General features: G+C 45.4%; 19 protein-coding genes. 17 read left to right on the top strand and 2 right to left on the bottom strand.

The window, feature by feature from the left end; all coding sequences use genetic code 11:
- Positions 1-61 precede the first annotated feature (61 nt).
- The 13 genes from AB5916_RS03535 (at position 62) to AB5916_RS03475 (ending at position 15,337) form a co-directional block, all read left to right on the top strand.
- Entirely contained in the window at positions 62-1,078 is a 1,017-nt protein-coding gene (locus AB5916_RS03535) for a DUF3048 domain-containing protein (RefSeq protein ID WP_262582697.1), read from the top strand.
- Positions 1,079-1,150: 72 nt separating this feature from the next.
- Complete coding sequence (locus tag AB5916_RS03530; RefSeq protein WP_368189269.1) at positions 1,151-1,504, top strand: hypothetical protein; 354 nt, start codon at positions 1,151-1,153, stop codon at positions 1,502-1,504.
- A gap of 121 nt (positions 1,505-1,625) precedes the next feature.
- Positions 1,626-2,483 (top strand): glutamate 5-kinase, encoded by an 858-nt coding sequence (gene proB, locus AB5916_RS03525; protein ID WP_368189267.1) that lies wholly within the window; start codon positions 1,626-1,628, stop codon positions 2,481-2,483.
- A 10-nt stretch (positions 2,484-2,493) separates the two neighbouring features.
- Complete coding sequence (locus AB5916_RS03520; protein ID WP_368189266.1) at positions 2,494-2,715, top strand: DUF896 domain-containing protein; 222 nt, start codon at positions 2,494-2,496, stop codon at positions 2,713-2,715.
- Positions 2,693-3,253, top strand: coding sequence for a 5-formyltetrahydrofolate cyclo-ligase (locus tag AB5916_RS03515; protein WP_368189265.1), 561 nt, complete (start codon positions 2,693-2,695; stop codon positions 3,251-3,253). The genes AB5916_RS03520 and AB5916_RS03515 overlap by 23 nt, the downstream gene beginning before the upstream one ends.
- A gap of 11 nt (positions 3,254-3,264) precedes the next feature.
- Positions 3,265-4,503 (top strand): glutamate-5-semialdehyde dehydrogenase, encoded by a 1,239-nt coding sequence (locus AB5916_RS03510; RefSeq protein WP_368189376.1) that lies wholly within the window; start codon positions 3,265-3,267, stop codon positions 4,501-4,503.
- A 76-nt stretch (positions 4,504-4,579) separates the two neighbouring features.
- Positions 4,580-7,036 carry a hypothetical protein gene (locus AB5916_RS03505; protein WP_368189264.1) on the top strand — a complete coding sequence of 819 codons (2,457 nt, stop codon included), beginning with the start codon at positions 4,580-4,582 and terminating at the stop codon, positions 7,034-7,036.
- Positions 7,037-7,183: 147 nt separating this feature from the next.
- On the top strand, positions 7,184-8,143 hold the full coding sequence (locus AB5916_RS03500; RefSeq protein ID WP_368189262.1) for a M14 family zinc carboxypeptidase: 960 nt from the start codon (positions 7,184-7,186) through the stop codon (positions 8,141-8,143).
- 248 nt (positions 8,144-8,391) lie between these two features.
- A complete protein-coding gene (locus AB5916_RS03495; RefSeq protein ID WP_158420935.1) occupies positions 8,392-8,679 on the top strand; it encodes a DUF2325 domain-containing protein in 288 nt (95 codons plus the stop codon).
- A 238-nt stretch (positions 8,680-8,917) separates the two neighbouring features.
- The gene (gene miaB / locus AB5916_RS03490) at positions 8,918-10,372 is read left to right on the top strand and encodes a tRNA (N6-isopentenyl adenosine(37)-C2)-methylthiotransferase MiaB (RefSeq protein ID WP_368189261.1); all 1,455 of its coding nucleotides are present in this window, start codon (positions 8,918-8,920) and stop codon (positions 10,370-10,372) included.
- Between the two features lie 7 nt (positions 10,373-10,379).
- The gene (locus AB5916_RS03485) at positions 10,380-12,128 is read left to right on the top strand and encodes an ABC transporter ATP-binding protein (RefSeq protein ID WP_368189260.1); all 1,749 of its coding nucleotides are present in this window, start codon (positions 10,380-10,382) and stop codon (positions 12,126-12,128) included.
- Entirely contained in the window at positions 12,109-13,953 is a 1,845-nt protein-coding gene (locus tag AB5916_RS03480; protein ID WP_158420938.1) for an ABC transporter ATP-binding protein, read from the top strand. The genes AB5916_RS03485 and AB5916_RS03480 overlap by 20 nt, the downstream gene beginning before the upstream one ends.
- Positions 13,954-13,972: 19 nt before the next feature.
- The gene (locus AB5916_RS03475) at positions 13,973-15,337 is read left to right on the top strand and encodes an MATE family efflux transporter (protein WP_368189259.1); all 1,365 of its coding nucleotides are present in this window, start codon (positions 13,973-13,975) and stop codon (positions 15,335-15,337) included.
- Here AB5916_RS03475 and AB5916_RS03470 read toward each other — a convergent pair.
- The gene (locus tag AB5916_RS03470) at positions 15,332-15,610 is read right to left on the bottom strand and encodes a hypothetical protein (RefSeq protein WP_173728396.1); all 279 of its coding nucleotides are present in this window, start codon (positions 15,608-15,610) and stop codon (positions 15,332-15,334) included. The two genes, AB5916_RS03475 and AB5916_RS03470, sit on opposite strands and share 6 nt — an antisense overlap.
- Before the next feature lie 7 nt (positions 15,611-15,617).
- Positions 15,618-15,758 carry a hypothetical protein gene (locus AB5916_RS03465; protein WP_262582699.1) on the bottom strand — a complete coding sequence of 47 codons (141 nt, stop codon included), beginning with the start codon at positions 15,756-15,758 and terminating at the stop codon, positions 15,618-15,620.
- 222 nt (positions 15,759-15,980) lie between these two features.
- Between AB5916_RS03465 and AB5916_RS03460 the strand changes: the two genes are divergently transcribed.
- The 4 genes from AB5916_RS03460 (at position 15,981) to AB5916_RS03445 (ending at position 21,745) form a co-directional block, all read left to right on the top strand.
- Complete coding sequence (locus AB5916_RS03460) at positions 15,981-16,289, top strand: metal-sensing transcriptional repressor (RefSeq protein ID WP_158420941.1); 309 nt, start codon at positions 15,981-15,983, stop codon at positions 16,287-16,289.
- Between the two features lie 54 nt (positions 16,290-16,343).
- Positions 16,344-19,001 (top strand): heavy metal translocating P-type ATPase, encoded by a 2,658-nt coding sequence (locus AB5916_RS03455; protein ID WP_368189258.1) that lies wholly within the window; start codon positions 16,344-16,346, stop codon positions 18,999-19,001.
- Positions 18,998-19,255 (top strand): hypothetical protein, encoded by a 258-nt coding sequence (locus AB5916_RS03450; protein WP_368189257.1) that lies wholly within the window; start codon positions 18,998-19,000, stop codon positions 19,253-19,255. Before AB5916_RS03455 ends, AB5916_RS03450 begins: the two co-directional genes overlap by 4 nt.
- A 138-nt stretch (positions 19,256-19,393) precedes the next feature.
- On the top strand, positions 19,394-21,745 hold the full coding sequence (locus tag AB5916_RS03445) for a LuxR C-terminal-related transcriptional regulator (RefSeq protein WP_368189256.1): 2,352 nt from the start codon (positions 19,394-19,396) through the stop codon (positions 21,743-21,745).
- Positions 21,746-21,860: the final 115 nt, after the last annotated feature.

Genomic DNA, 21,860 nt, shown 5'->3' with positions numbered 1-21,860 from the left:
CGTATCAGGTATAATTAACAGGACTTATGCCACTTGTTCAGCAACAGTAAAGGAGAAAAAAATGAAGAAAAAATTATTCAGAATGCTTACCGGGTTGATTTTATCCTGTTCCCTTGCAGGGAGCAGCACAGTTATGGCTCAGGAAGCAGACAGTTCAGATACTGTGAAGAGTTACCTTACAGGAGAGGATGTACCGGCTTCCATTGGACGGAGAAGACCTGTGGCAGTGATGCTTGGCAATGATCGCAACGGCGCGCCACAAAGTGGGCTTACCAACGCAGGAGTGATCTATGAAGCACCTGTAGAAGGACAGATCACAAGATTGATGGGTATTTTTGAGGACTATGACAATCTGGAGAAGATCGGCTCTGTCCGCAGCTGCCGTGATTATTATATTTTCTATGCCAATGAATTTAATGCCATTTATACGCATTATGGACAGGCTGCTTATGCACTTCCTTATCTTGAGCAGCATGCTATTGACAATCTGAATGGACTTACCATGGGATCAACTGCATTCTTCCGTACTACAGACCGTCAGGCACCTCATAATGCATATACTACACCTCAGCTTCTTCAGAATGGCATTGATGCCATGGGATACAGCCAGGAATACAAGTCTGATTACACAGGCCATTATCTTTTTGCAGAAGACGGCACAGAGACTACTCTGGACAATGGTACTGCTGCCAATGTGGTGAAGCTGGACAATTACGGAGACAATCACCCCTGGTTTGAGTATAACGCTGATACCAAGGAGTACAGCCGTTTTCAGTTTGGAGAAGCGCATATTGATGAATTGAACGGACAGCAGCTTACCTGTGACAATATTATCCTTCAATATTCTGCATATAAGCCTTACGATTCTAATGGTTATCTGAATGTGGATGTGATGACACCCGGACAGGGCAAGTTCATTACCAGAGGCAAGGCGATTGATATCCGCTGGGAGAAGGATTCTCCATGGGGTATTACTCATTATTATGATGCCAATGATCAGGAGATCCGTCTGAATCCTGGCCGCACCTGGGTTGCTATCATCCAGAATGACAAGGTGGATTCCATTTCTTACCAGTAAGATCTTGCCAGAGGTGAGACTGCATAATCTTTAACCTTAGCGCTGATACTATCAGAAAAAGGAGCGATTCTCATGCGTAAATTTTTCTGTTGTATCAGCGTATTTTTTATTTTAGGGATCCTGTGCCTGGGATATTATCTTACTTATACAGGCGGGAAATATGGATCCCAGGGCCTGGCCCTGGAGCAGATCACTACAGGCAGGTCTGTCAATGCAGGAGAAACAAAGGGCGAATATGGGATTTATTATCTGCAGCTTGAGGGAGATACGGTAGTGATCTATGAAAATAACAAACAGACCGTATATGATAGGATCCCTATTCACCGGGATAGCCTTCCAAAGGAGCTGCTGCAGCAGCTGAAAAAAGGAAAATATATTAAGAATAAGAGAGAATTATACGCATTTCTTGAAAATTATTCCAGTTAATAAATATGAATTTTTTCTGAAATTCCTTCCAGCTGCTGAAAAATCATAGACGAATGACGCAAAAAGGTGTAATATAATTTGATGAAATAAAGGGTAAAAGCGTATTGGAGCAAACAGGAAGATGAATTACAGAGAACGACTGAAAGATAAAAAAAGAATTGTTATTAAGATCGGCAGTTCTTCCCTTACACATGCAGCCACAGGAAGGCTGGACCTGCTTAAGATGGAGGTGCTGGTGAGGGAGCTTGGAGATCTGCGCAATCAGGGTAAGGACGTAGTCCTTGTTTCTTCCGGAGCCATTGCAGTAGGGGCAGCGGCTCTGGGTATGAAGGGCAAGCCTTCTGATCTCCGTGTGAAGCAGGCATGCGCCTCCGTAGGCCAAGCCAGACTGATGCTGATCTACCAGAAGCTGTTTTCGGAATATAACCAGATGGCAGGCCAGATCCTGATGACAAAGAATACTATGGTTAATAATGCTAATCGAAGGAATGCACAGAATACATTTAACGAATTACTTTCGTTAGGAGTGATTCCCATTGTTAATGAGAATGACTCCATTTCTACATATGAAATGCAGTCTCTTGAGAAATTCGGTGACAATGACACTCTTTCGGCTGTGGTTGCTGCATTGATCGAGGCAGATCTTCTCATTCTTATGTCTGATATCGACGGTTTATATACCGACGATCCTAATTCCAATCCGGATGCAAGGTTTATAGATACTGTAGATAATTTTGACGAACGCATTTTGAATATGGGGAAGGGATCATCTACCAGTAATGTGGGTACAGGCGGGATGGCTACCAAGCTTACAGCTGCAAGGATCGCTACAGCCGCAGGAGTGGATATGGTGATTGCCAATGGAAGTGATTTTCATAATATCCATCGTGTCACAGATGGAGATGACTGTGGAACTTTGTTTGTTGGGAAGAAGCAGGAAGAATTCTTCCTGATCGACTATATCGAAAAGCTTTTGTAAGGAGAGGATTATGGACGCACGTAAGATAGACAGGATCAATACTCTGGCTCATAAGGCTAAAAGCGTTGGTCTGACAGATGAAGAGAAGAGAGAACAGACACTTCTTCGTGAGGAATATCTGGAGTCAATAAGGGCAAGCCTTCGTTCAAGGCTGGACAGTATTGATATTAAAGAGGCTGACGGAAGTATAACGAATCTTGGAGAAAAATATGGAAGAAAAAAAGGTCATTAGAAAAAAGATATTTGCCATCCGTCAGGATATATCTGACCAGTGGGTACAGGATATCAGTATAGAACTTTCCAAGCATTTGATCGATCTTCCGGTTTTCGGGCATGCAAAGAAGGTGATGATCTACGCAGACTATCATCATGAGGTGAAGACAGATTATATCATCAGGGCTGCCTGGGAAGCAGGAAAGCAGGTGGCAGTTCCCAAAGTGGTGGGAAAGGAGATGGTTTTCCATCTTCTCACAGATTTTAATCAGCTAAAGCCAGGGTATTTCGGGATTCCGGAGCCTGTATCCGGAGAAGCCGTCTGCTGGGATGAAGCACTTATGATCATGCCGGGAGTTGCCTTTGATAGAAAGAACCACAGAATCGGCTATGGCGGCGGCTTTTATGACCGGTACCTTGAAAAGCATCCGGGGCTTGATACCGTTGCACTGGCTTTTGATTTTCAGATAAAGGATCAGGTGCCCTGTGAGATCACAGACATCTGCCCGCAGGTTATTGTTACTGAGACAGAGACTCTGTTCAGAAGGGAGGACTAGACATGAATGAAATGCTGGAAATACTTGGGAAAAATGCAGTAGATGCAGAGAATATCCTTCGCAATCTTTCAACCAATAAGAAGAATCAGATCCTTCGCCAGGCAGCAGAGCAGCTGGTGAAGGATACAGATAAGATCCTAGCCGCCAATGCCATTGATGTTCAGAAGGGCAGGGAGAATCAGATGTCGGAAGGCCTGGTAGACAGGCTTATGCTGGATGCAGAACGGATCAAAGGAATCGGAGAGGGACTGCGCCAGGTGGCTGACCTGGATGATCCTATAGGGGAAGTGCTTGGCATGAAGAAGCGGCCTAATGGCCTTCTGATCGGACAGAAAAGAGTGCCCTTAGGGGTTGTGGGGATCATTTACGAAGCTCGTCCAAATGTGACTGCAGATGCCTTTGCCCTGTGCTTTAAAACAGGAAATGTGGTGATCCTGAAGGGAGGCAGCGATGCGATCCACTCCAACCAGGCGATTGTAGAATCGATCCGTAAGGTGCTTGCAAGGAACGAAGTGACAGAAGATGCCATTGCCCTGATCCAGGATACTTCCAGGGAGACAGCTTCTGAATTTATGAAACTGAATCAGTATGTGGATGTGCTGATCCCAAGAGGAGGAAAGGGTCTGATCCAGGCAGTGGTGAATAATAGTACCATTCCTGTGATCGAGACAGGTACAGGCAACTGTCATATTTATGTGGATGACAGTGCAGATCTTTATATGGCTGCTGATATCGTTATGAATGCAAAGACCCAAAGAGTAGGGGTATGCAATGCCTGCGAATCCCTGCTTGTCCACGAACAGGTAAAGGACGTGTTCCTTCCTGTACTGGCAGAGAGACTTCGTCAGAAGCATGTGCAGATGCGTGCAGATGAGGCGGCACGGGCACTGATCCCGGATGCTGTAGCAGCTACGGAAGAGGATTGGGGCAGGGAATATCTGGACTACATCCTGTCCATTAAGGTGGTGGGCAGCGTAGACGAAGCGATCGCCCATATTAATAAATATAATACCAAGCATTCAGAAGCGATTATCACCAATAATTACGAGAATGCCCAGAGATTTCTGGATGAGGTAGATGCAGCAGCTGTCTACGTGAATGCATCTACCCGTTTTACAGATGGCTTTGAATTTGGCTTTGGAGCAGAGATCGGCATCAGTACCCAGAAGCTTCATGCAAGAGGCCCCATGGGACTTAATGCACTGACCACTACCAAGTATATAATATATGGAAATGGTCAAGTTCGTTGATTTTTGGGGACAGGTATGCTATACTTGACCCAATGTTAATATTTTAAGATGTTGCTCTTTACGAGGAGGACTAGCAATGAAGAAAAAACAACTTTTAGCTTTTATGATGGCGGGAGCCTTATCTGTAAGCGCCGTTCCGTATTCTGCTTTTGCAGAAGAGGGCGCTGCAGCAGTATCCATAGATGAAACAGCAGTAGCAGCGGAAGCCCCGGCGACGGATCCGGCTGCTGCAGCTAATACAGAGGGACAGGCCACAGGGGATGCTTTATCAGCAGCTCCGGCTGCAACGGAAGCTCCGGCTGCAGACCAGGCTGCCGCTACAGATACTACCCAGACAGATAATACAGTTACGGAGACACCTGCCCAGACAGATCCTAACGCCCAGGCAGGCACGGATGCCCAGCCCACAGAAGCTCCGGCAGTACCTGACACTACACAGAATCCAGACAATATCCAGGATACAGACAATATCCAGGATGCAGTGCAGGATATTACAGAAGATAATACAGCGGTAGATACTGCCAATGATGGCACGAATGAGGGAACTACAGTAGATGAGAGCCTTCCGGTTCATGTGATCGATCCGGCAGATGGTAAGACGATCTCAGCTACCTATAACACTTTGCAGGAAGCTATTAATGGGATCGCAGACGGCTCCAGTACAAAGGATCAGCCAGTGAAGATCATATTAAAGCAGAATATTGAGATCAACGCTGCGGTAGCAGTTGGGAATAAGCATGTGATCATTGCAGCAGGTGAAGCTGATCTGACTGTGAAGCGTGCAGCGGATTATACTGGTGATCTTTTTACCGTTGATGAGGGCTCACTTCAGTTGGGAGCCGGTGTGAAGGACGATTCCACTGTATGTAAGCTGACGGTAGACGGCGGTCAGGCAGAGAATGTGACTGGTGCGCTGGTACATATTATGAAGCCAACTGGTACATTCGGCCTTCAGTCAGGTGTAACCCTTCAGAATAATAAGACAAACGCAGCCGGCAGTGCCATCTTAAATGAAAATGGCGGTACCATTGTACTGACAGGCGGTACGATTATTGGTAATGTTTCCACATATACAGAGGCAGACAAAGCAGCCGGTGGTGCTATTTACAGTACAGGCCTGATCACGGTAGCTGCATCTAAGGATGCTGCAGGCACAGCTTCTCCTGCCACTATCCTGATCAAGGACAATACAAGGACAGATGGTTCTACAGGCAATATTGTATTAAATGGCGCAGGTGCATATGTACAGATGCAGAGCACTGTACAAAATTCTGAGATCCATATCACATCCACTGCAGGGCTTGCCCAGAATCAGCCATTGGTAGTTTCTGCGGCAGATGTTAGCGGCGCACAGGTTGTCGCACCGGCGGATATGATTGCCTCTGCAGCACAGATGGTTTATGACGATACCAATTATATATTACAGGCAGATCCTAATACAGGTGCGGCATATCTGACACCAGCCACACCAGTTCCTACAGCCACACCGATTCCTACAGCCACACCGATTCCTACTGTAGATCCGGAGCCTTCGGATGTGCCCACAGCTACACCTACTCCTACACAGGCAGTGAAGAAGATGAAGCTTTCCAATAAGCAGAACATCAAATGGACAGGCCGTGAGAAGGCTATGTTTAAGTTTACTGCAGACAAGAATGGACGGTATTATATCGCCTGGAACCAGGACAAGAGCAAGATTCCTTCCTTTAAGGTAAGCGATGCCGTCTCTTCATTTGCAGCAGATCAGACTGTGACTGTAAATGTACCTAATATTACTGCTGAGGATGGTAAGGATGTATATGTATATCTGTTTGCTGTTGACGATAATAATGTAAAGGCTACTCCTCTTCGCTATACATTGAAGGCAAGTGCCCGCCCGGCAGCAGCTGTAGTTACCCGTGAGCCAATTGTTCCCAATGTAACAGAGAGCATAGTCCAGGGTCTGGATAAGGCGCTGGAGTTCTATCCTAACCAGTTCTACAAGTTTACTGTGATCGGTGCAGGTACAGCAAGTACTGCAGAGCAGGTGAAGAGCCCTGTAGAGGGAGACGTTCAGTGGCGTCCGATCTACTGGAGTACATCCAAGAATCCATCAGCCAAGAACCAGAACAAAGAATGGCAGATCGGTGCCAAGAATGGTATCAAAGAGGCCAAGACCTTTAAGCTGTATGTATTCTTCCAGAAATATGTATATAATGGCAAAGAATGGCAGGCAAGTGATACTGTTCAGTCAGCTGCCTACACCTTCAGATCCGCAGAGATCACCTTTGAGCCTTCAGGCACTCCATCCGGCACACCGGCAGCAGGCAGCGGCGGTTATTATGGAGGCGGCGAGACCGGTGAGGATACAGATGGCGATGGAGGAAGCGATGCAGCAAGCCGTGATGGAGATGATTCCGACACAGGCAGCACATCTTCCGCATCCAATGCTTCCACAGCAGATAACTCACCAATCGGTGCTATGGTATCTCTGGCAGCCCTTTCACTTCTGGCAGGCGGCTATGTGATCGTAAGAAGACGTAAAAGAGCGTGATCTATTATAACTTGTGTATATCAGCCTGAAGCTTTATGCTCCGGCTAAGATATCTACAGATTCTTTTAAGAGACAGGTCTATTGGCCTGTCTCTTTTCATATACTTTTATGAATGATTTACGGCATTGGACAAGGAGGATGGGTTTTATGGAAAAGGCATCTGATACATATGAAAAATTATATTACTCTCTGTGGGAGCTGGCAGGAAGATACAGCAGCTTTGTACAATTCCGGGTGATTGGAAGCAGTCATGACGAAAGGATGATCCCTATGCTGGAAATAGGAAAGGGAAGAAATGTACTGTTTTGCCTTGGATCTTTGGATGGCAGAGATCAGATCACCCCTGATATCCTGGTATACATGGCAGAGGAATATGCAAAAGCCTATGAGTGTGGATGGCTTTTTGAGGATTTTTATGATATCAGGAAACTTCTGGATCAGATCAGGCTATGTGTGATCCCGTTAGCCAATCCAGATGGTTATGAAATCTGCCGAAACGGCTTTTCTGTGATCCGAAATCCTATCTACAGGCAGATGCTGAAGATGCAGCAGATTCCCTGTGAAGAATTTGGATGCAATGCAAGAGGGATGGATCTTTCCAGGAATTTTCCCACATCCGGGTACAAAAGGACAAGAGCAGGGCAGGGGCCAGCCAGCGAAAATGAAGTAAAGGCTTTGATCCGGATTTTTCAGGAATATCAGGGAGAAGGCCTGCTCTCCTTTGGACAGGCCTGGCAAAGGATTTTGTACTATACAGGAGATATTAATGGCAGACAGATATATAAAAGCCATAAAATTGCCAGAAATCTTCAACAGTGTACAGACAGAAGAAGAGTAAAAAAAGAACAGGCATCCGGTTTGAAGATGGGTTACCATCTGGAAAAACAAAGCGTCATAGTCCCTGAAAATAAGGAAAGCAGATATTTTACCGCTGGGGCCCCGGAACCATTTTATCAGCAGATCACAGCACGGCCAGCCCTGCGTATAGAAATTGGAAAAACATGGGGACAAGAACTGACCAGGGAAGAACTTTCAGAATGTACCAGGGATATCCGTATTCTTCCTTTGGAATATATTTTTTCTTATACAAGTGGATTGGTGTCTTAACTGCTTGTCGATAAGATTTCTCAATAACTGTTTTTTTATAAATACAGTCTTGACGGGCTGTCCAAAATCAGGTATCTTAATAGCAAGTTAGCATAGACTAACGATTATGAGAATGATATGGACGGCCTGATAAAAGAATATTGGATGGGAGCTCACTTACATCAGTAGGTTTGACAGATCAGCCCTTTATTTTTTAATCATGGGTTAGAAACAACTAATAAATATTTGCCAGCTAAAGGAGGACGCACATGAGTATTGTAATTATCGGTGGAAATGAAAGAATGGTATGTCAGTATACAGATATCTGCAAAGGATACGGATACAAAGCTAAGATTTTTCCAAAGGAGAACGGATCCATCCGTAAGAAGATCGGAAGTCCGGATCTGATGGTCCTTTTTACCAATACCGTATCCCACAAAATGGTATTAAGCGCTTCACAGGAAGCCAAAAAGAACAATATTCCTGTTGCCCGGATCCATACTAGCAGTGCAAGTGCACTGAAAACAGCCCTTGACCAGCATTGCGTATTTGCTTAAATCGCGGTATTGTACAGATTGGATTTCATGCTGTCAAACAGCCCGGACAGCAATGGCTGGCGGTTGATTCGCCTGAATAAATGGTTCATACAACTGTTGATTCGCCCGAATAAATGGTAGACAAACTGCTGTGAATAGGATAAAATAAAATAATAAAAAGATACATGCAGCCCCAGAAGAGTCGTTTTTTGGGGTTGTTTTTCTGTTATAATCATGCATATGTGAAACGGGAGGAATTATGTTTAACGAAATTGATTTTACTAAAATAGATCTTACAGGACAGCCGCCGGCTGACGAGACCAAAAGACAGTATTACTTTATGGGAAAGATCAGGGAACTCCTTGCAAGGGAGAGTGCTGTTCTTGGCAGACCGGTAACATATTGTCTTCAGACCTTTGGCTGTCAGATGAATGAAAAGCAGTCTGAGGTTGTAGCTGGTATTATGGATGAGATGGGCTTTAGCCGGAAAGAATCCGAAAATGCAGATATCGTGATCTACAATACCTGTACCGTCCGTGAGAATGCCAATCTGAAGGTATATGGCCGTCTTGGCAAGCTTCATAATCTGAAGAAACACAATCCTGATATGAAGATCATTTTATTTGGCTGCATGATGCAGGAACAGCATGTAGTAGATAAGATCAGGAAGGATTATCCATTTGTAGATCTTGTATTTGGAACCCACAATATTTTCCGGTTTGCAGAGCTGTTCTATGAGATGAAAAACAGGGACAGCCAGCTGGTGGAGATCTGGGAAGGTACAGAACAGATCGTGGAAGAATTGCCTACAGAGCGTAATTACTCTTTCAAATCCGGGGTAAATATTATGTTCGGCTGCAATAATTTCTGCAGCTACTGTATTGTTCCTTATGTACGTGGACGGGAGCGCAGCAGAGAGCCTGAGGCGATCGTAAATGAAGTGAAGTCTCTGGTAGCAGATGGGGTGACAGAGGTGATGCTTCTTGGACAGAATGTAAATTCCTATGGCAAAACCCTGGAGCATCCGATAACCTTTGCGCAGCTTCTTCAGATGGTAGAAGCTGTTCCTGGCCTTAAAAGGATCCGGTTCATGACTTCCCATCCAAAGGATCTGTCTGACGAATTGATCGAATATATGGGCAAAAGCAAGAAGGTATGCCATCATCTTCATCTTCCCATGCAGTCTGGCAGCAGCCGGATCCTGAAGCTGATGAATCGCCGTTACGATAAAGATAAATATCTGGAGCTTGTGCAGAAGATCCGGGGGGCGGTGCCGGATATTTCCCTGACTACCGATATTATTGTAGGATTCCCAGGTGAGACAGAAGAAGATTTTCTGGAAACACTGGATGTGGTTGATAAATCTGATTTTGATACAGCTTTTACATTTATTTACTCCAAGCGAAGCGGTACACCGGCTGCCAAAATGGAGGATCAGGTACCTGAGGACGTGGTGAAAGACCGTTTTGACCGTCTTCTTTCCCTTGTCCAGGAAAAGGGCAGGATGGTATCCTCCAGATTCCAGGGCACTGTGCAGGAAGTGTTGGTAGAGACAGAAAGCAAGGAAAAAGGGATCTTTACAGGCAGGACCCAGTACAATCTTCTTGTACATTTCCCGGGGACTTCTGATATGCTTGGAAAATATATCCAGGTACGTCTGGATACCTGTAAAGGATTTTACTATCTGGGAACTGCAGTGACAGAACAGGAGTGATTTGCACATGAATGATATGAGACGGCTGCTGAAGTATATGGGATCATATAAGAAGGATATGGTGCTTGGCGGGGTGCTTGTATTGATCGAAACCTGTTTTGAGTTGTTTATCCCTATTATGATCGCAGACCTGATCGATACAGGTGTGGCTAATCATGATATCCATTATATTTATATAAAAGGCATACAGATGATCCTGTGTGCCGGAGCAGCCCTTTTTACCGGGCTTTTGTATGCCCGTTATGCAGCCAGGGCTGCTTATGGATGGGGAGCAAAGCTGCGTGAAGCCGAATATGCAAAGGTACAGCAATATGCTTTTTCCAATCTGGATCACTTTGCAGCCTCATCTCTTGTAACAAGGATGACAACAGACATTACTGTGATCCAAAATATGGTATGCGCAGGCTTCAGGCCGGTGACAAGGGGTCCCTCTCTTCTGGTGATGGGGGTTCTTCTGTCTTTTTGGATGAATGCCAGGCTTGCCATTGTTTTTCTTGTATGTATTCCTGTACTGGCTTTGATCCTGTACTGGATCGTCTCTAAGGTAGCGCCTATGTATACCAGGCTTCAGCAGATCATGGACCGACTGAACCATGTAGTCCAGGAGGGGCTTACAGGCATTCGTGCAGTAAAGGCTTTTGTGCGGGATGAATACGAAGAGGATAAGTTTGCAAAGGTTAATACAGACCTTACAGCTTCTTGCGAAAAGACTTTTCATTATGCAGTTTTGAACCTGCCCGCTTTTCAGGCTGTAATGTACCTTGCGATTGTACTGATCATGTGGTTTGGAGGCAATATGATTCTTACATCAGGGCTGAAAGTAGGAGATCTTACCGGATTTTTAAGCTATGTGATGCAGGTGATGAATTCTCTTATGATGATCGCCAATGTGTTTCTTTTGCTTACCAGATCTCTGGCCAGCGCTCATCGTATTGTAGAAGTTCTGGATGAAAGAATCATCCTGGCATCACCCCAAAACGGCCGGAAGGAAGTGCCTGACGGCAGAATTGATTTTGAGGATGTATCCTTTAAATACCATGAAAATGCAAAGGAATATGCATTATCGAAGGTGGTTCTTCATATCCTGCCGGGACAGACGGTAGGGATCCTTGGAGGTACCGGAGCATCCAAAACAACCTTGGTACAGCTGATCCCCAGACTGTATGATACAACCTGCGGAAGTATAAAAGTAGGCGGTCATAATGTGCGGGAATATGATCTGGCTGCACTTCGCAGGGCGGTAGGCATTATTCTTCAAAAAAATATATTGTTTTCCGGCACTGTGAGAGAAAATCTTCTTTGGGGGAATCCGGATGCTTCTGATGAGGAGGTCTGGAATGCCTGCAAAGCAGCCTGTGCAGATGAATTCCTGGAAAATCTTCCGGATGGTCTGGATACCATGCTGGAGCAGGGCGGAGGAAACCTGTCAGGAGGGCAGAAGCAAAGACTTTGTATTGCCAGAGCCTTACTTGGAAAGCCACGGATATTGATTTTTGATGACTCCACCAGTGCAGTGGATACTGCCACAGAAAGGAAGATCCGTGAAGCGCTTGCCGGATATCCGCACATTACAAAGATCATTATTGCCCAGCGGATTACATCGGTTATGAATACAGATCAGATCATTATCATGGATGATGGCAGGATCCATGCCACCGGAACCCACACGCAGCTTCTTGCTAATGATTCGATTTACCAGGAGATTTATGCTTCGCAGATGAAGGGAGGGGACGAAGATGGCTTCCAGACAGTATAGTGGGAAGAAACCCCAGAACCTTAAGAAAACGCTGGCATTTTTTCTTTCTTATATAGGCAGGCACAGACTGATCTTCCTTGCTGTGGCAGTTATGGTTGCTATCAGTGCCATTGCAAATCTGGCAGGTACTTACATGATCCGGCCCATTGTCAATCATCTGGCAGATGGAGATATACATTCCCTGTTGATGGGAGTATTATTGGCTGCCGGGATTTTTGCCACAGGAGCCTTTTCTGCCTGGGGATACACACAGACTATGGTAAAGGCTTCTCAAAAGGTGCTGTATGATATCCGTAAAGATCTTTTTGAACATATCCAGACACTTCCGCTAAGATTCTTTGATACTCATGGCCACGGAGATATTATGAGTCTTTTTACAAATGACATCGATACTATTTCCGAGGCTTTAAATAACAGCTTTGCCATGGCCATCCAAAGCTTTATCCAGATGGTGGGCACTTTGACTGTACTTTATATCCTGAACTGGAGGCTGTCTTTAATCGTAACTGCCTGCTATGGAATCATGTTCTGGTATATAAGGTTCAGTGGGAAGAAAAGTAAAGCATACTATGCCGCACAGCAGCAAAGTCTGGGGCAGTTGGACGGTTTTATTGAAGAAATGATCACCGGACAGAAAGTGATCAAAGTATTCAATCATGAAGAAGCAAGCTTTAAGGATTTTTGTAAGAAAAACGAGGAGCTTCGCCAGGCTGGTACAGGTGCACAAGGGTATGCGGCAACCATGGTTCCTGTGGTAGTGACTATTTCCTATATTAATTGTGCTATTGTGGCAGTGCTTGGAGGACTTCTGGCTCTTCAGGGAAAGACGGACATGGGCAGTCTTGCCAGCTATCTTGTATTTGTGAGGCAGGCGGCCCTTCCTATTAACCAGTTTACACAGCAAAGTAATTTTATCTTGTCAGCACTTGCTGGTCTGGAGCGGGTGTTCCAGGTGATGGAATTAAAGCCTGAGATTGATGAAGGAACTGCCCGGCTGGTAAGGGTACGTCAGGAAAAGGATCAGATCATCCAGTGTAAGGAAGCTACCGGAAAATGGGCCTGGCGCACAGCAGATGGCAGCCTGATCCCTCTTTGCGGGGATGTGCGGTTTGAACATGTGGATTTTGGATATATAAACGGTCGATCGATCCTGAAGGATATCAGTTTATATGCAAAGCCAGGGCAGAAAATTGCTTTTGTAGGCTCTACAGGAGCAGGAAAAACTACCATCACCAATCTGATCAACCGCTTTTATGAGGTGCAAAAAGGCAGGGTGGTATATGACGGATTAGATGTAAGACAGATCAAAAAAGCAGATCTGCGCCATTCTCTTGGCATCGTTCTTCAGGACACCCATCTGTTTACAGGCACAGTAGCAGACAATATCCGTTTTGGAAAACTGGATGCAACCATGGAAGAAGTTAAAAAAGCAGCCAGGATCGCAAATGCAGATTCTTTTATCCGCCGTCTGCCGGATGGATATGATACGATGATCACTGCAGATGGAGCCAAGCTTTCCCAGGGACAGCGGCAGCTTCTAGCAATTGCCAGGGCAGCTGTGGCAGACCCGCCGGTGCTGATCCTGGATGAGGCAACCTCCTCAGTAGATACCCGTACAGAAGCACTGATTGAGAAGGGGATGGATCAGCTGATGGAAGGGCGGACAGTATTTGTGATCGCTCATCGCTTAAGCACAGTACGCAATGCCAATGCCATTATAGTGCTGGAGCATGGTGAGATTGCTGAAAGGGGAGACCATGAGGATCTTCTGAAACAAAAGGGAAAATATTACCAGCTATATCATGGAATGTTTGAGCTTAGCTGAAATGGGGGATAATAGTAAGATGAGCAACAGTAAGAAGTACGAGATCGATATGTGTAATGGCACGATCATGGATAAATTGATCACTTTTGCCGTTCCGCTTATGCTGTCAGGTATCCTGCAGCTGATGTTTAATGCGGTAGACATTATTGTGGTAGGAAGATTCAGCGGCAGCCAGGCTTTGGCTGCGGTAGGTTCTACTACAGCATTGATCAGTGTATTTACAAATCTTTTTATAGGGGTTTCCCTTGGGGCAAACGTACTGGCTGCAAGATTCTATGCAGCAGGAAAGCATAAGGAAATGTCAGAAACTGTGCACACAGCCATAACACTTGCTCTGGTAAGCGGTATTGTAATGGCTGTGATCGGTTTCATCATGACAAGACCTGCACTTGAATTAATGGGTACACCGGATGATGTAATCGAGCAGTCCGTGTTGTATATGAGGATCTATTTCCTTGGAATGCCTTTTTTTATGCTGTACAATTATGGGGCGGCTATCCTTCGTGCAGTAGGGGATACCAAGCGTCCCTTAATGTTTCTGATCATTTCCGGCCTTACCAATGCAGTGCTGAACATGATCCTTGTAATCTGCTTCCATCTGGATGTAGCAGGTGTAGCCATTGCTACGGTAGTTTCTCAGATGATTTCCTGTATACTGGTGCTACGGTGCCTATGTCATACAGATGGCAGTTATCAGCTTAAGTTATCCAAGTTGACCATGAAGGGCTTTTATCTGAAACAGATTTTCCAGGTAGGGATTCCTGCCGGAATCCAAAGCACAGTGATCAATCTGTCCAATGCACTGCTTCAGTCCTCTGTAAATTCCTTTGGTTCCATTGCCATGGCAGGGTATACGGCAGCCAATAATATTTTTGGCTTCCTGTATGTATCGGTTAATTCAGTGACCCAGTCCTGTATGAGCTTTACCAGTCAGAATTATGGAGTAGGGAAATTTAAGCGAATGGATAAGGTGCTTGTAGACTGTATGATCCTTTCTGCCGGCTTTTCTCTTATCTTAGGCTGCGGTGCTTATTTCTTTGGCCCTCAGATCCTGAAGATCTATACAGATGATCCCCAGGTGATCCAGTGCGGTATGGAGATCATGGCTTATACCACAATCCCTTATTTCCTTTGCGGTATGATGGATCTGTTTCCAGGTGCCCTGCGTGGTATGGGCCACTCTGCAGTACCCATGATCCTGTCTGTGATCGGTACGGTTGGAATGAGGATTCTTTGGGTTTTCGGGCTTTTCCCTTCCCACAGATCTCTTCGGTTCCTGTTTATTTCTTATCCTGCATCCTGGACCGTTACCATTTTACTCCAGGTGGTGTGCTTCTATTTCGTCCGCAGGAAAGTACACAGGATGAAACAGCCTGCATTATAAACGTACTTTCAGCCCTCGGAAGCTGAAGACAAAATAAAGGACTTCCGCAACAGAAGTAATAGACCAGGAGAAGAAATAAAGAAGATACAGGGATGGGATCGTGTGAAAATGTGCGAACACTGTGTAGATCCACACAATACGGAACACACAGGAGCCAAGGATCACAACAACCGTTGGTACCACACTTTTCCCGATCCCTCTGGAAGCTGCAATGGAGCAGTCCATAAAGGCACTGATGCAGTAGGAGAGTGCCATGATTCGTATCCTTTCCATTCCTGCGTCAATAACCGCCTGCTTTGTGGCAAATCTCCAGGATCTGGGCCAGCATTAAAGGAACGCTGAATAAAAAGATATTTTTCCATAACGAACCGGACGTCATATGAATGGCACCGGTTTTTATTTTTTCATTGGTTGCTTCCATTTTCAAATCCCCTCATCACAAAAAAACTTGCTTACAGGCTTTGCTTTGCATTTGCACTCCTGTAAGCATTGTAATCATACGATACTATTATTGAGAAAAAATGTAAAGGATAATAATGAAAAAGATGTGTAAATTTCCTTGACAAAATACCCTAACGGGGTATATAGTGGTTTTGAAATAAGAAATACCCATACGGGGTATATGAAGAAAGGAGAGAATGCCATGACTGAAAAGAAAAACTGCTGCTGCAGCGAAAAGCATACAGACCGATCCCAAGAGGAGCGTAAGAAGCTGATCAACCGGCTGAAGCGTATTGAAGGACAGATCCGGGGTATCATCGGTATGCTGGAGAATGATGCCTACTGTAATGATATCCTGATCCAGTCTGCAGCTGTGAATGCAGCTGTGAATTCTTTTAACAAAGAACTGCTTGCCAATCACATCCGCACCTGTGTGGCCAGGGATATCCGTCAGGGGAAGGATGAGACCATTGATGAGCTTGTGGCAACTCTTCAGAAGCTTATGAAATAGATGTATGATTATGTGGAGGTCAGGCCACATGTCCGTTTACCAGGAGGAATGAAGATGGACCAATATAATGTAACAGGGATGAGCTGTGCAGCCTGCAGCGCCAGGGTAGAAAAGGCGGTATCCAAAGTTCCGGGTGTTACCGCCTGCTCTGTCAGCCTGCTGACCAATTCTATGGGTGTGGAAGGGACTGCATCTCCGGCTGAGATCATTTCGGCAGTAACTGCTGCAGGTTATGGAGCATCCTTAAAAGGAAACAAAAGCAATAGGGTTTCTCAGTCAGAAGCGGAAGAAGCACTGGAGGACCATGAAACACCTGCATTAAAACGCCGCCTGATCGCATCGGCAGGATTTTTACTTGTGCTAATGTATTTTTCCATGGGACATATGATGTGGGGATGGCCTCTGCCTGCATGGTTTAAGGATAATCATGTGGCTATGGGGCTGGTACAGATGATCCTGGCTGCCATTGTTATGGTGATCAACCAGAAGTTTTTCATTAATGGTTTTAAAAGCTTATGGCACCGTTCCCCCAACATGGATACTTTGGTTGCATTAGGCTCCATGGCATCCTTTGTATGGAGCGTATATGCATTGTTTGCCATGACCCGTGCACAGGTGGATGGAGATATGGCAGCAGTGATGAATTATATGATGGAATTCTATTTTGAATCTGCAGCCATGATCCTTACCTTGATCACGGTAGGAAAAATGCTGGAAGCACGTTCCAAGGGGAAGACTACAGATGCGCTGAAAAGCCTGATGAAGCTGGCTCCCAAAACTGCTTCCGTGGAAAGAGATGGTAAAGAGATTTCTGTTCCTGTGGAACAGGTGCAGAAAGGGGATGTATTCCTTGTACGTCCAGGGGAGAATATTCCGGTTGACGGCGTGATACTGGAAGGAAACAGTGCTGTAAATGAATCTGCTCTTACAGGAGAAAGCATTCCTGTAGACAAGGCTGCTGGCGACCAGGTGTCAGCTGGTACAGTGAACCAGTCCGGATTTATCAAATGTACAGCGTCCCGTGTAGGAGAGGATACCACACTTTCCCAGATCATCAAAATGGTCAGTGATGCAGCTGCAACAAAAGCTCCCATTGCAAAGATTGCAGATAAGGTGTCTGGTATTTTTGTGCCGACAGTGATCACGATTGCAGTGATCACCACTTTGGTCTGGCTGCTTACCGGACATGATTTTGGCTATGCCCTTGCAAGAGGGATTTCCGTTCTTGTGATCAGCTGCCCCTGCGCTCTTGGCCTGGCAACTCCGGTAGCTATTATGGTTGGGAATGGCATGGGTGCCAAGAACGGTATTTTGTTTAAAACAGCTGTTTCCCTGGAAGAGGCCGGAAAGGTGCAGATTGTTGCCCTTGACAAAACAGGCACCATCACCAGCGGTCAGCCTGAGGTAACGGATGTATTGCCAGCTCCTGGAGTTGACAAAGAGGAGCTGCTTCAGTATGCTTATACATTAGAGAGCAGGAGTGAGCATCCGCTGGCAAGAGCCATTTTAACAAAAGGAAAAGAAATGGATCTGGAGCTTCTTAAGATTTCTGATTTCACGGCACTTCCAGGCAACGGACTTACAGGTACTGTGAATCACAGGATTATGGCAGGCGGAAGTCTTGCATTTGTTTCTTCAAAGACCCGGGTGCCAGATTCTTTTACCGTACAGGCAAAGACACTGGCAGACGCAGGCAAAACACCGCTGCTCTTTATGAGGGATGGAAAGCTGATTGGTATCATTGCTGTGGCAGATGTGATCAAGAAGGACAGTCCTCAGGCTGTTCGGGAGCTGCAGGCTATGGGGATCCGGGTAGTTATGCTTACCGGTGATAATGAACGTACAGCCAAAGCAATCGGTGCACAGGCCGGTGTGGACCAGGTGATCGCAGGAGTACTTCCTGATGGTAAAGAAAGTGTGATCCGTAAGCTGAAAGAAAAGGGCAAGGTTGCCATGGTAGGTGATGGCATCAATGATGCGCCTGCACTTACAAGAGCAGATTTGGGGATTGCTATTGGAGCAGGTACCGACATAGCTATTGATGCTGCTGATGTGGTCCTGATGAAGAGCCGCCTAAGTGATGTGCCGGCTGCAGTAAGGCTGAGCCGTGCCACCCTTCGGAATATCCACGAGAACCTGTTCTGGGCATTTTTCTACAATGTGATCGGTATTCCACTAGCTGCCGGTGTATGGATCCCGCTGTTTGGCTGGACTTTAAACCCTATGTTCGGTGCAGCGGCCATGAGTCTGTCCAGCTTCTGCGTTGTCACCAATGCGCTGCGGCTGAACCTGTTTAGGATTCATGATGCAGGGAAGGATAAAAAGATCCATCCGGTGGATCTTGATTACATGGTCACAGGGGATCATGTAATCAATAATCATGAAATCAATAATCATGAAATCAACAATAATGAAACATGCAATCATGACGAATGTAATCATGAAGCATGTAATCATAAAATAAACAATCATAACGAAAAGGAGAAGAAAAACATGGTAACAATCACTGTAAACGTAGAGGGAATGATGTGCGGACACTGCGAGGCACATGTAAATCAGGCAATCAAAAATGCATTCCAGGTAGAAGATGTGGTATCTTCCCATGAGAAAAACACCACAGTGATCACTGCAAAGGAGCATTTGGATGAAGACAAGATCCGTCAGGTGATCAAAGATGCCGGTTATGAAGTGACAGGGATCCAGGAAGCATGAATGAGTTATTTGAACTGATTGAAAAGAAGATCAAAGCCTCTGGTTATCCACGTGCTATCAGAGGAGAAGATGTGTACGAAGACATCTGCGACCAGATCGAGGGAAAAGAGAACGGAAGTTACATCCTTCTTTCCAAATTTGAGGATGATGTGATCTTTGAGTATCACATCACTATAAGAGACCAGGACTTTAACCTTGGGATTTTGACAATGAGAACACCGGAAGGTGTATTTGAAACAGATTTTGATGCCTGATGTGAGCTGCCGTACTGATTTTCAGTACGGCAGTTTTTGCATGATTCACATAGAACTATCCAAAAGGATAGTTCCTTAATTGGCTTTTTTCTGGTAAAATTATACTATCATAATTGGAAAAGGACAAAGGAGGGGGATATGAATACAAGCGTCCGATTGATCAATGACAATTACATAAGTCCGGAGACTGCAGTCCGTAAGTTCAGATCTGCCCGTAAATTCCGAACACCGTTGTATCTTTACGGAGTGACCGGCATTGGGAAGACTTCTCTGGTTATGAATAATCTTAACATGAAACGCTGCACCTATTACAGCGCTGCTGATACTGCTGCAGAGATGGTAGAGATAAAGGAATATGAAGGAGAGCGCACGGTGATCCTGGATGATCTTCACTGTGTAACAGACAGTGCGCAAAGAGAACTTTTCTCTGCTAAGATCCGTCAGTTACTGGATCAGGATAATGTTTGGCTGATTTTGATCGGAAGATGTCCCTTTCCCAGATGGCTGCTGGGATTACGGACGAAATACATGTTTGTAGAGATCCCGGAGAAGGATTTTCTTCTCACATTAGAACAGCAGAAAATATATACAGAGCGTGCCGGACTGGTTTTCTCAGAGGAAGAGCACCGGAAGATCTGGCAAGTAGGACGGGGCATTCCCATGTCTTTAGTGTTTTTTGTTATGGAAAAAGGAGATCTGGAGCGTACCAAGAAACGTGTCTGGGATTTTCTGGAAACCCAGGTATATGACCAGTGGGACACGGAATTACAGGATTTCTTCATGGATGTTTCTATTACAGAGTCTTTTACTTTGCAGCTGGCTGCCATGCTTACAGGGAGAAATGATGTAGAGCAGTTGATCGCAGAAGCAGAGCTTACCGGCAATTTTTTTGATATCAGCGGGACAGATGGTATTTGGAAATGCAGATGGGAAATGCGTGTTTCCATGCAGCAGAGGCTTCACAGGAAACGGACTCCGGACCAGATCGAACGGCTGTATTATACGGCAGGTCTGTATTACGAACTTGCAGGCAGGATTCCTGAAGCCCTTGCGATGTACGAAAAATATCAGGATATGGATAGTATTTCCAGACTGCTTATTTCCAACGCAAGAAAGAATCCTTCCAGTGGCCACTATTTTGAACTTCGCAAATATTATCTGGCTCTTCCTCATCGGATCGTGGCAGACAGCCCTGTTTTGATGGCAGGACTTAGTCTTTTGCATTCCATGCTGCTGAATATAGATGAGAGCGAACGCTGGTATCATGAACTGGAGGTATATGCCCAGAAGCATTCCGGCAGTTCCGGCAAAGAGGCAAGGGACCGGCTTCTTTACCTGAAGATCGGACTGCCCCACACAGGAACTGTGAAGATGATAGATCTTCTCAAGAATGCAGATATTCTGCTGCGTAATCGTAAAGTTGTATTGCCGGAGCTTGCCGTTACCAGTAATCTTCCTTCCATTATGAATGGGGGCAAGGATTTTTGCGAATGGAGCAAACGGGACAGAGAACTGGCAGCAAGCATAGGAAAGCCTGTGTCTTTTGTTCTTGGCAAATATGGAAAGGGCCTGGTGCCCCTGGCTTTGGCAGAAAGCTATCTGGAAAAAGGAGGCGATACCTTTGAGATCTTTTCCTGCGCTGAAAAGGGCAGAATGGAAGCTGACAGCAGCGGGAAGATGGAACTTGTATTTGTAGGAAGCGGTATATTGGCCTGGCTGTCCGTTTTAAAAAACGATGCTGCAGGCGCCAGGACCACGTTATTAAGCCTGCGGGAGCGGGCTGAACTGGAAGCACCGAATCTTCTTGAAAATCTGGATACGTTTCTTTGCAGGATTGGCTTGTATCAAGGGGAAGATGTATCTGCATGGCTAAAGACAGCACCTGATGAAAAAAAAGAATTTTATACAATGGATCGGTTCCGGTACCTGACGAAGGTGCGGGTTTATATCCGGATGGGCAGATTTGAAGCAGCTTATTGTCTTCTGCAGCAGCTTTTGTACTATGCAGTTATGATGAAGCGTACATACATCCATATGGAGGTGCAGCTTCTGTTAGCTATCGTACAATATCAGACAGGACAGACCGGATGGAAGGATACATTCCAATGGTGCATTACACAGGCTGAGGAATATCATTTTGTACGGATCTTCAGCAGAGAGGGCTCTCTTGTTTATCCGCTTTTCGGAAAGGAAAAGTTCATCTGGAAAGATGGAGCTTACAAGAAGCAGGTGCTGTCAGAGTGTAAACAGATGGCTGAAAATTATCCTTCTTACCTGCAAGGCGATGAAGAAACACATATTGTATTAAGCAGCAATGCTACCCGTATTCTGAAATTACAGGAAGAAGGTCTTTCAGCTTCGGAGATTGCAGCTATGCTGAAGCTTTCCGAAGCCACAGTGAAATATCATAATAAGGAGACATACCGGAAGCTGGGTGTGAAAAACAAAACCGCAGCAATTGCAGAAGCAAAAAAAAGAAAGCTGATCTAGTACAGTAAAAATTAAGGCAAGCCAATATGGTGGTTACTTAATATTCACTGTACCAGGCAACAATAAAAGCAGTAATAAAAGCAGCAATAAAAGCTATATTATTACCAGAGGGAGG

The sequence above is a fragment of the Blautia sp. 1033sp1_1033st1_G9_1033SCRN_220408 genome (genome assembly GCF_040929965.1).
GTDB classification, from domain to species: Bacteria; Bacillota; Clostridia; order Lachnospirales; family Lachnospiraceae; genus Blautia_A; species Blautia_A ammoniilytica.
This window is presented reverse-complemented; position numbering and strand designations above follow the sequence as displayed.

What these genes read in the sequence shown, in the direction of transcription:
- AB5916_RS03535 (WP_262582697.1), top strand. Translation starts at nt 62, where the DNA reads ATGAAGAAAAAATTATTCAGAATGCTTACCGGGTTGATTTTATCCTGT.
- AB5916_RS03530 (WP_368189269.1), top strand. Translation starts at nt 1,151, where the DNA reads ATGCGTAAATTTTTCTGTTGTATCAGCGTATTTTTTATTTTAGGGATC.
- proB (WP_368189267.1), top strand. Translation starts at nt 1,626, where the DNA reads ATGAATTACAGAGAACGACTGAAAGATAAAAAAAGAATTGTTATTAAG.
- AB5916_RS03520 (WP_368189266.1), top strand. Translation starts at nt 2,494, where the DNA reads ATGGACGCACGTAAGATAGACAGGATCAATACTCTGGCTCATAAGGCT.
- AB5916_RS03515 (WP_368189265.1), top strand. Translation starts at nt 2,693, where the DNA reads ATGGAAGAAAAAAAGGTCATTAGAAAAAAGATATTTGCCATCCGTCAG.
- AB5916_RS03510 (WP_368189376.1), top strand. Translation starts at nt 3,265, where the DNA reads ATGCTGGAAATACTTGGGAAAAATGCAGTAGATGCAGAGAATATCCTT.
- AB5916_RS03505 (WP_368189264.1), top strand. Translation starts at nt 4,580, where the DNA reads ATGAAGAAAAAACAACTTTTAGCTTTTATGATGGCGGGAGCCTTATCT.
- AB5916_RS03500 (WP_368189262.1), top strand. Translation starts at nt 7,184, where the DNA reads ATGGAAAAGGCATCTGATACATATGAAAAATTATATTACTCTCTGTGG.
- AB5916_RS03495 (WP_158420935.1), top strand. Translation starts at nt 8,392, where the DNA reads ATGAGTATTGTAATTATCGGTGGAAATGAAAGAATGGTATGTCAGTAT.
- miaB (WP_368189261.1), top strand. Translation starts at nt 8,918, where the DNA reads ATGTTTAACGAAATTGATTTTACTAAAATAGATCTTACAGGACAGCCG.
- AB5916_RS03485 (WP_368189260.1), top strand. Translation starts at nt 10,380, where the DNA reads ATGAATGATATGAGACGGCTGCTGAAGTATATGGGATCATATAAGAAG.
- AB5916_RS03480 (WP_158420938.1), top strand. Translation starts at nt 12,109, where the DNA reads ATGGCTTCCAGACAGTATAGTGGGAAGAAACCCCAGAACCTTAAGAAA.
- AB5916_RS03475 (WP_368189259.1), top strand. Translation starts at nt 13,973, where the DNA reads ATGAGCAACAGTAAGAAGTACGAGATCGATATGTGTAATGGCACGATC.
- AB5916_RS03470 (WP_173728396.1), bottom strand. Translation starts at nt 15,610, where the DNA reads ATGGAAAGGATACGAATCATGGCACTCTCCTACTGCATCAGTGCCTTT.
- AB5916_RS03465 (WP_262582699.1), bottom strand. Translation starts at nt 15,758, where the DNA reads ATGGAAGCAACCAATGAAAAAATAAAAACCGGTGCCATTCATATGACG.
- AB5916_RS03460 (WP_158420941.1), top strand. Translation starts at nt 15,981, where the DNA reads ATGACTGAAAAGAAAAACTGCTGCTGCAGCGAAAAGCATACAGACCGA.
- AB5916_RS03455 (WP_368189258.1), top strand. Translation starts at nt 16,344, where the DNA reads ATGGACCAATATAATGTAACAGGGATGAGCTGTGCAGCCTGCAGCGCC.
- AB5916_RS03450 (WP_368189257.1), top strand. Translation starts at nt 18,998, where the DNA reads ATGAATGAGTTATTTGAACTGATTGAAAAGAAGATCAAAGCCTCTGGT.
- AB5916_RS03445 (WP_368189256.1), top strand. Translation starts at nt 19,394, where the DNA reads ATGAATACAAGCGTCCGATTGATCAATGACAATTACATAAGTCCGGAG.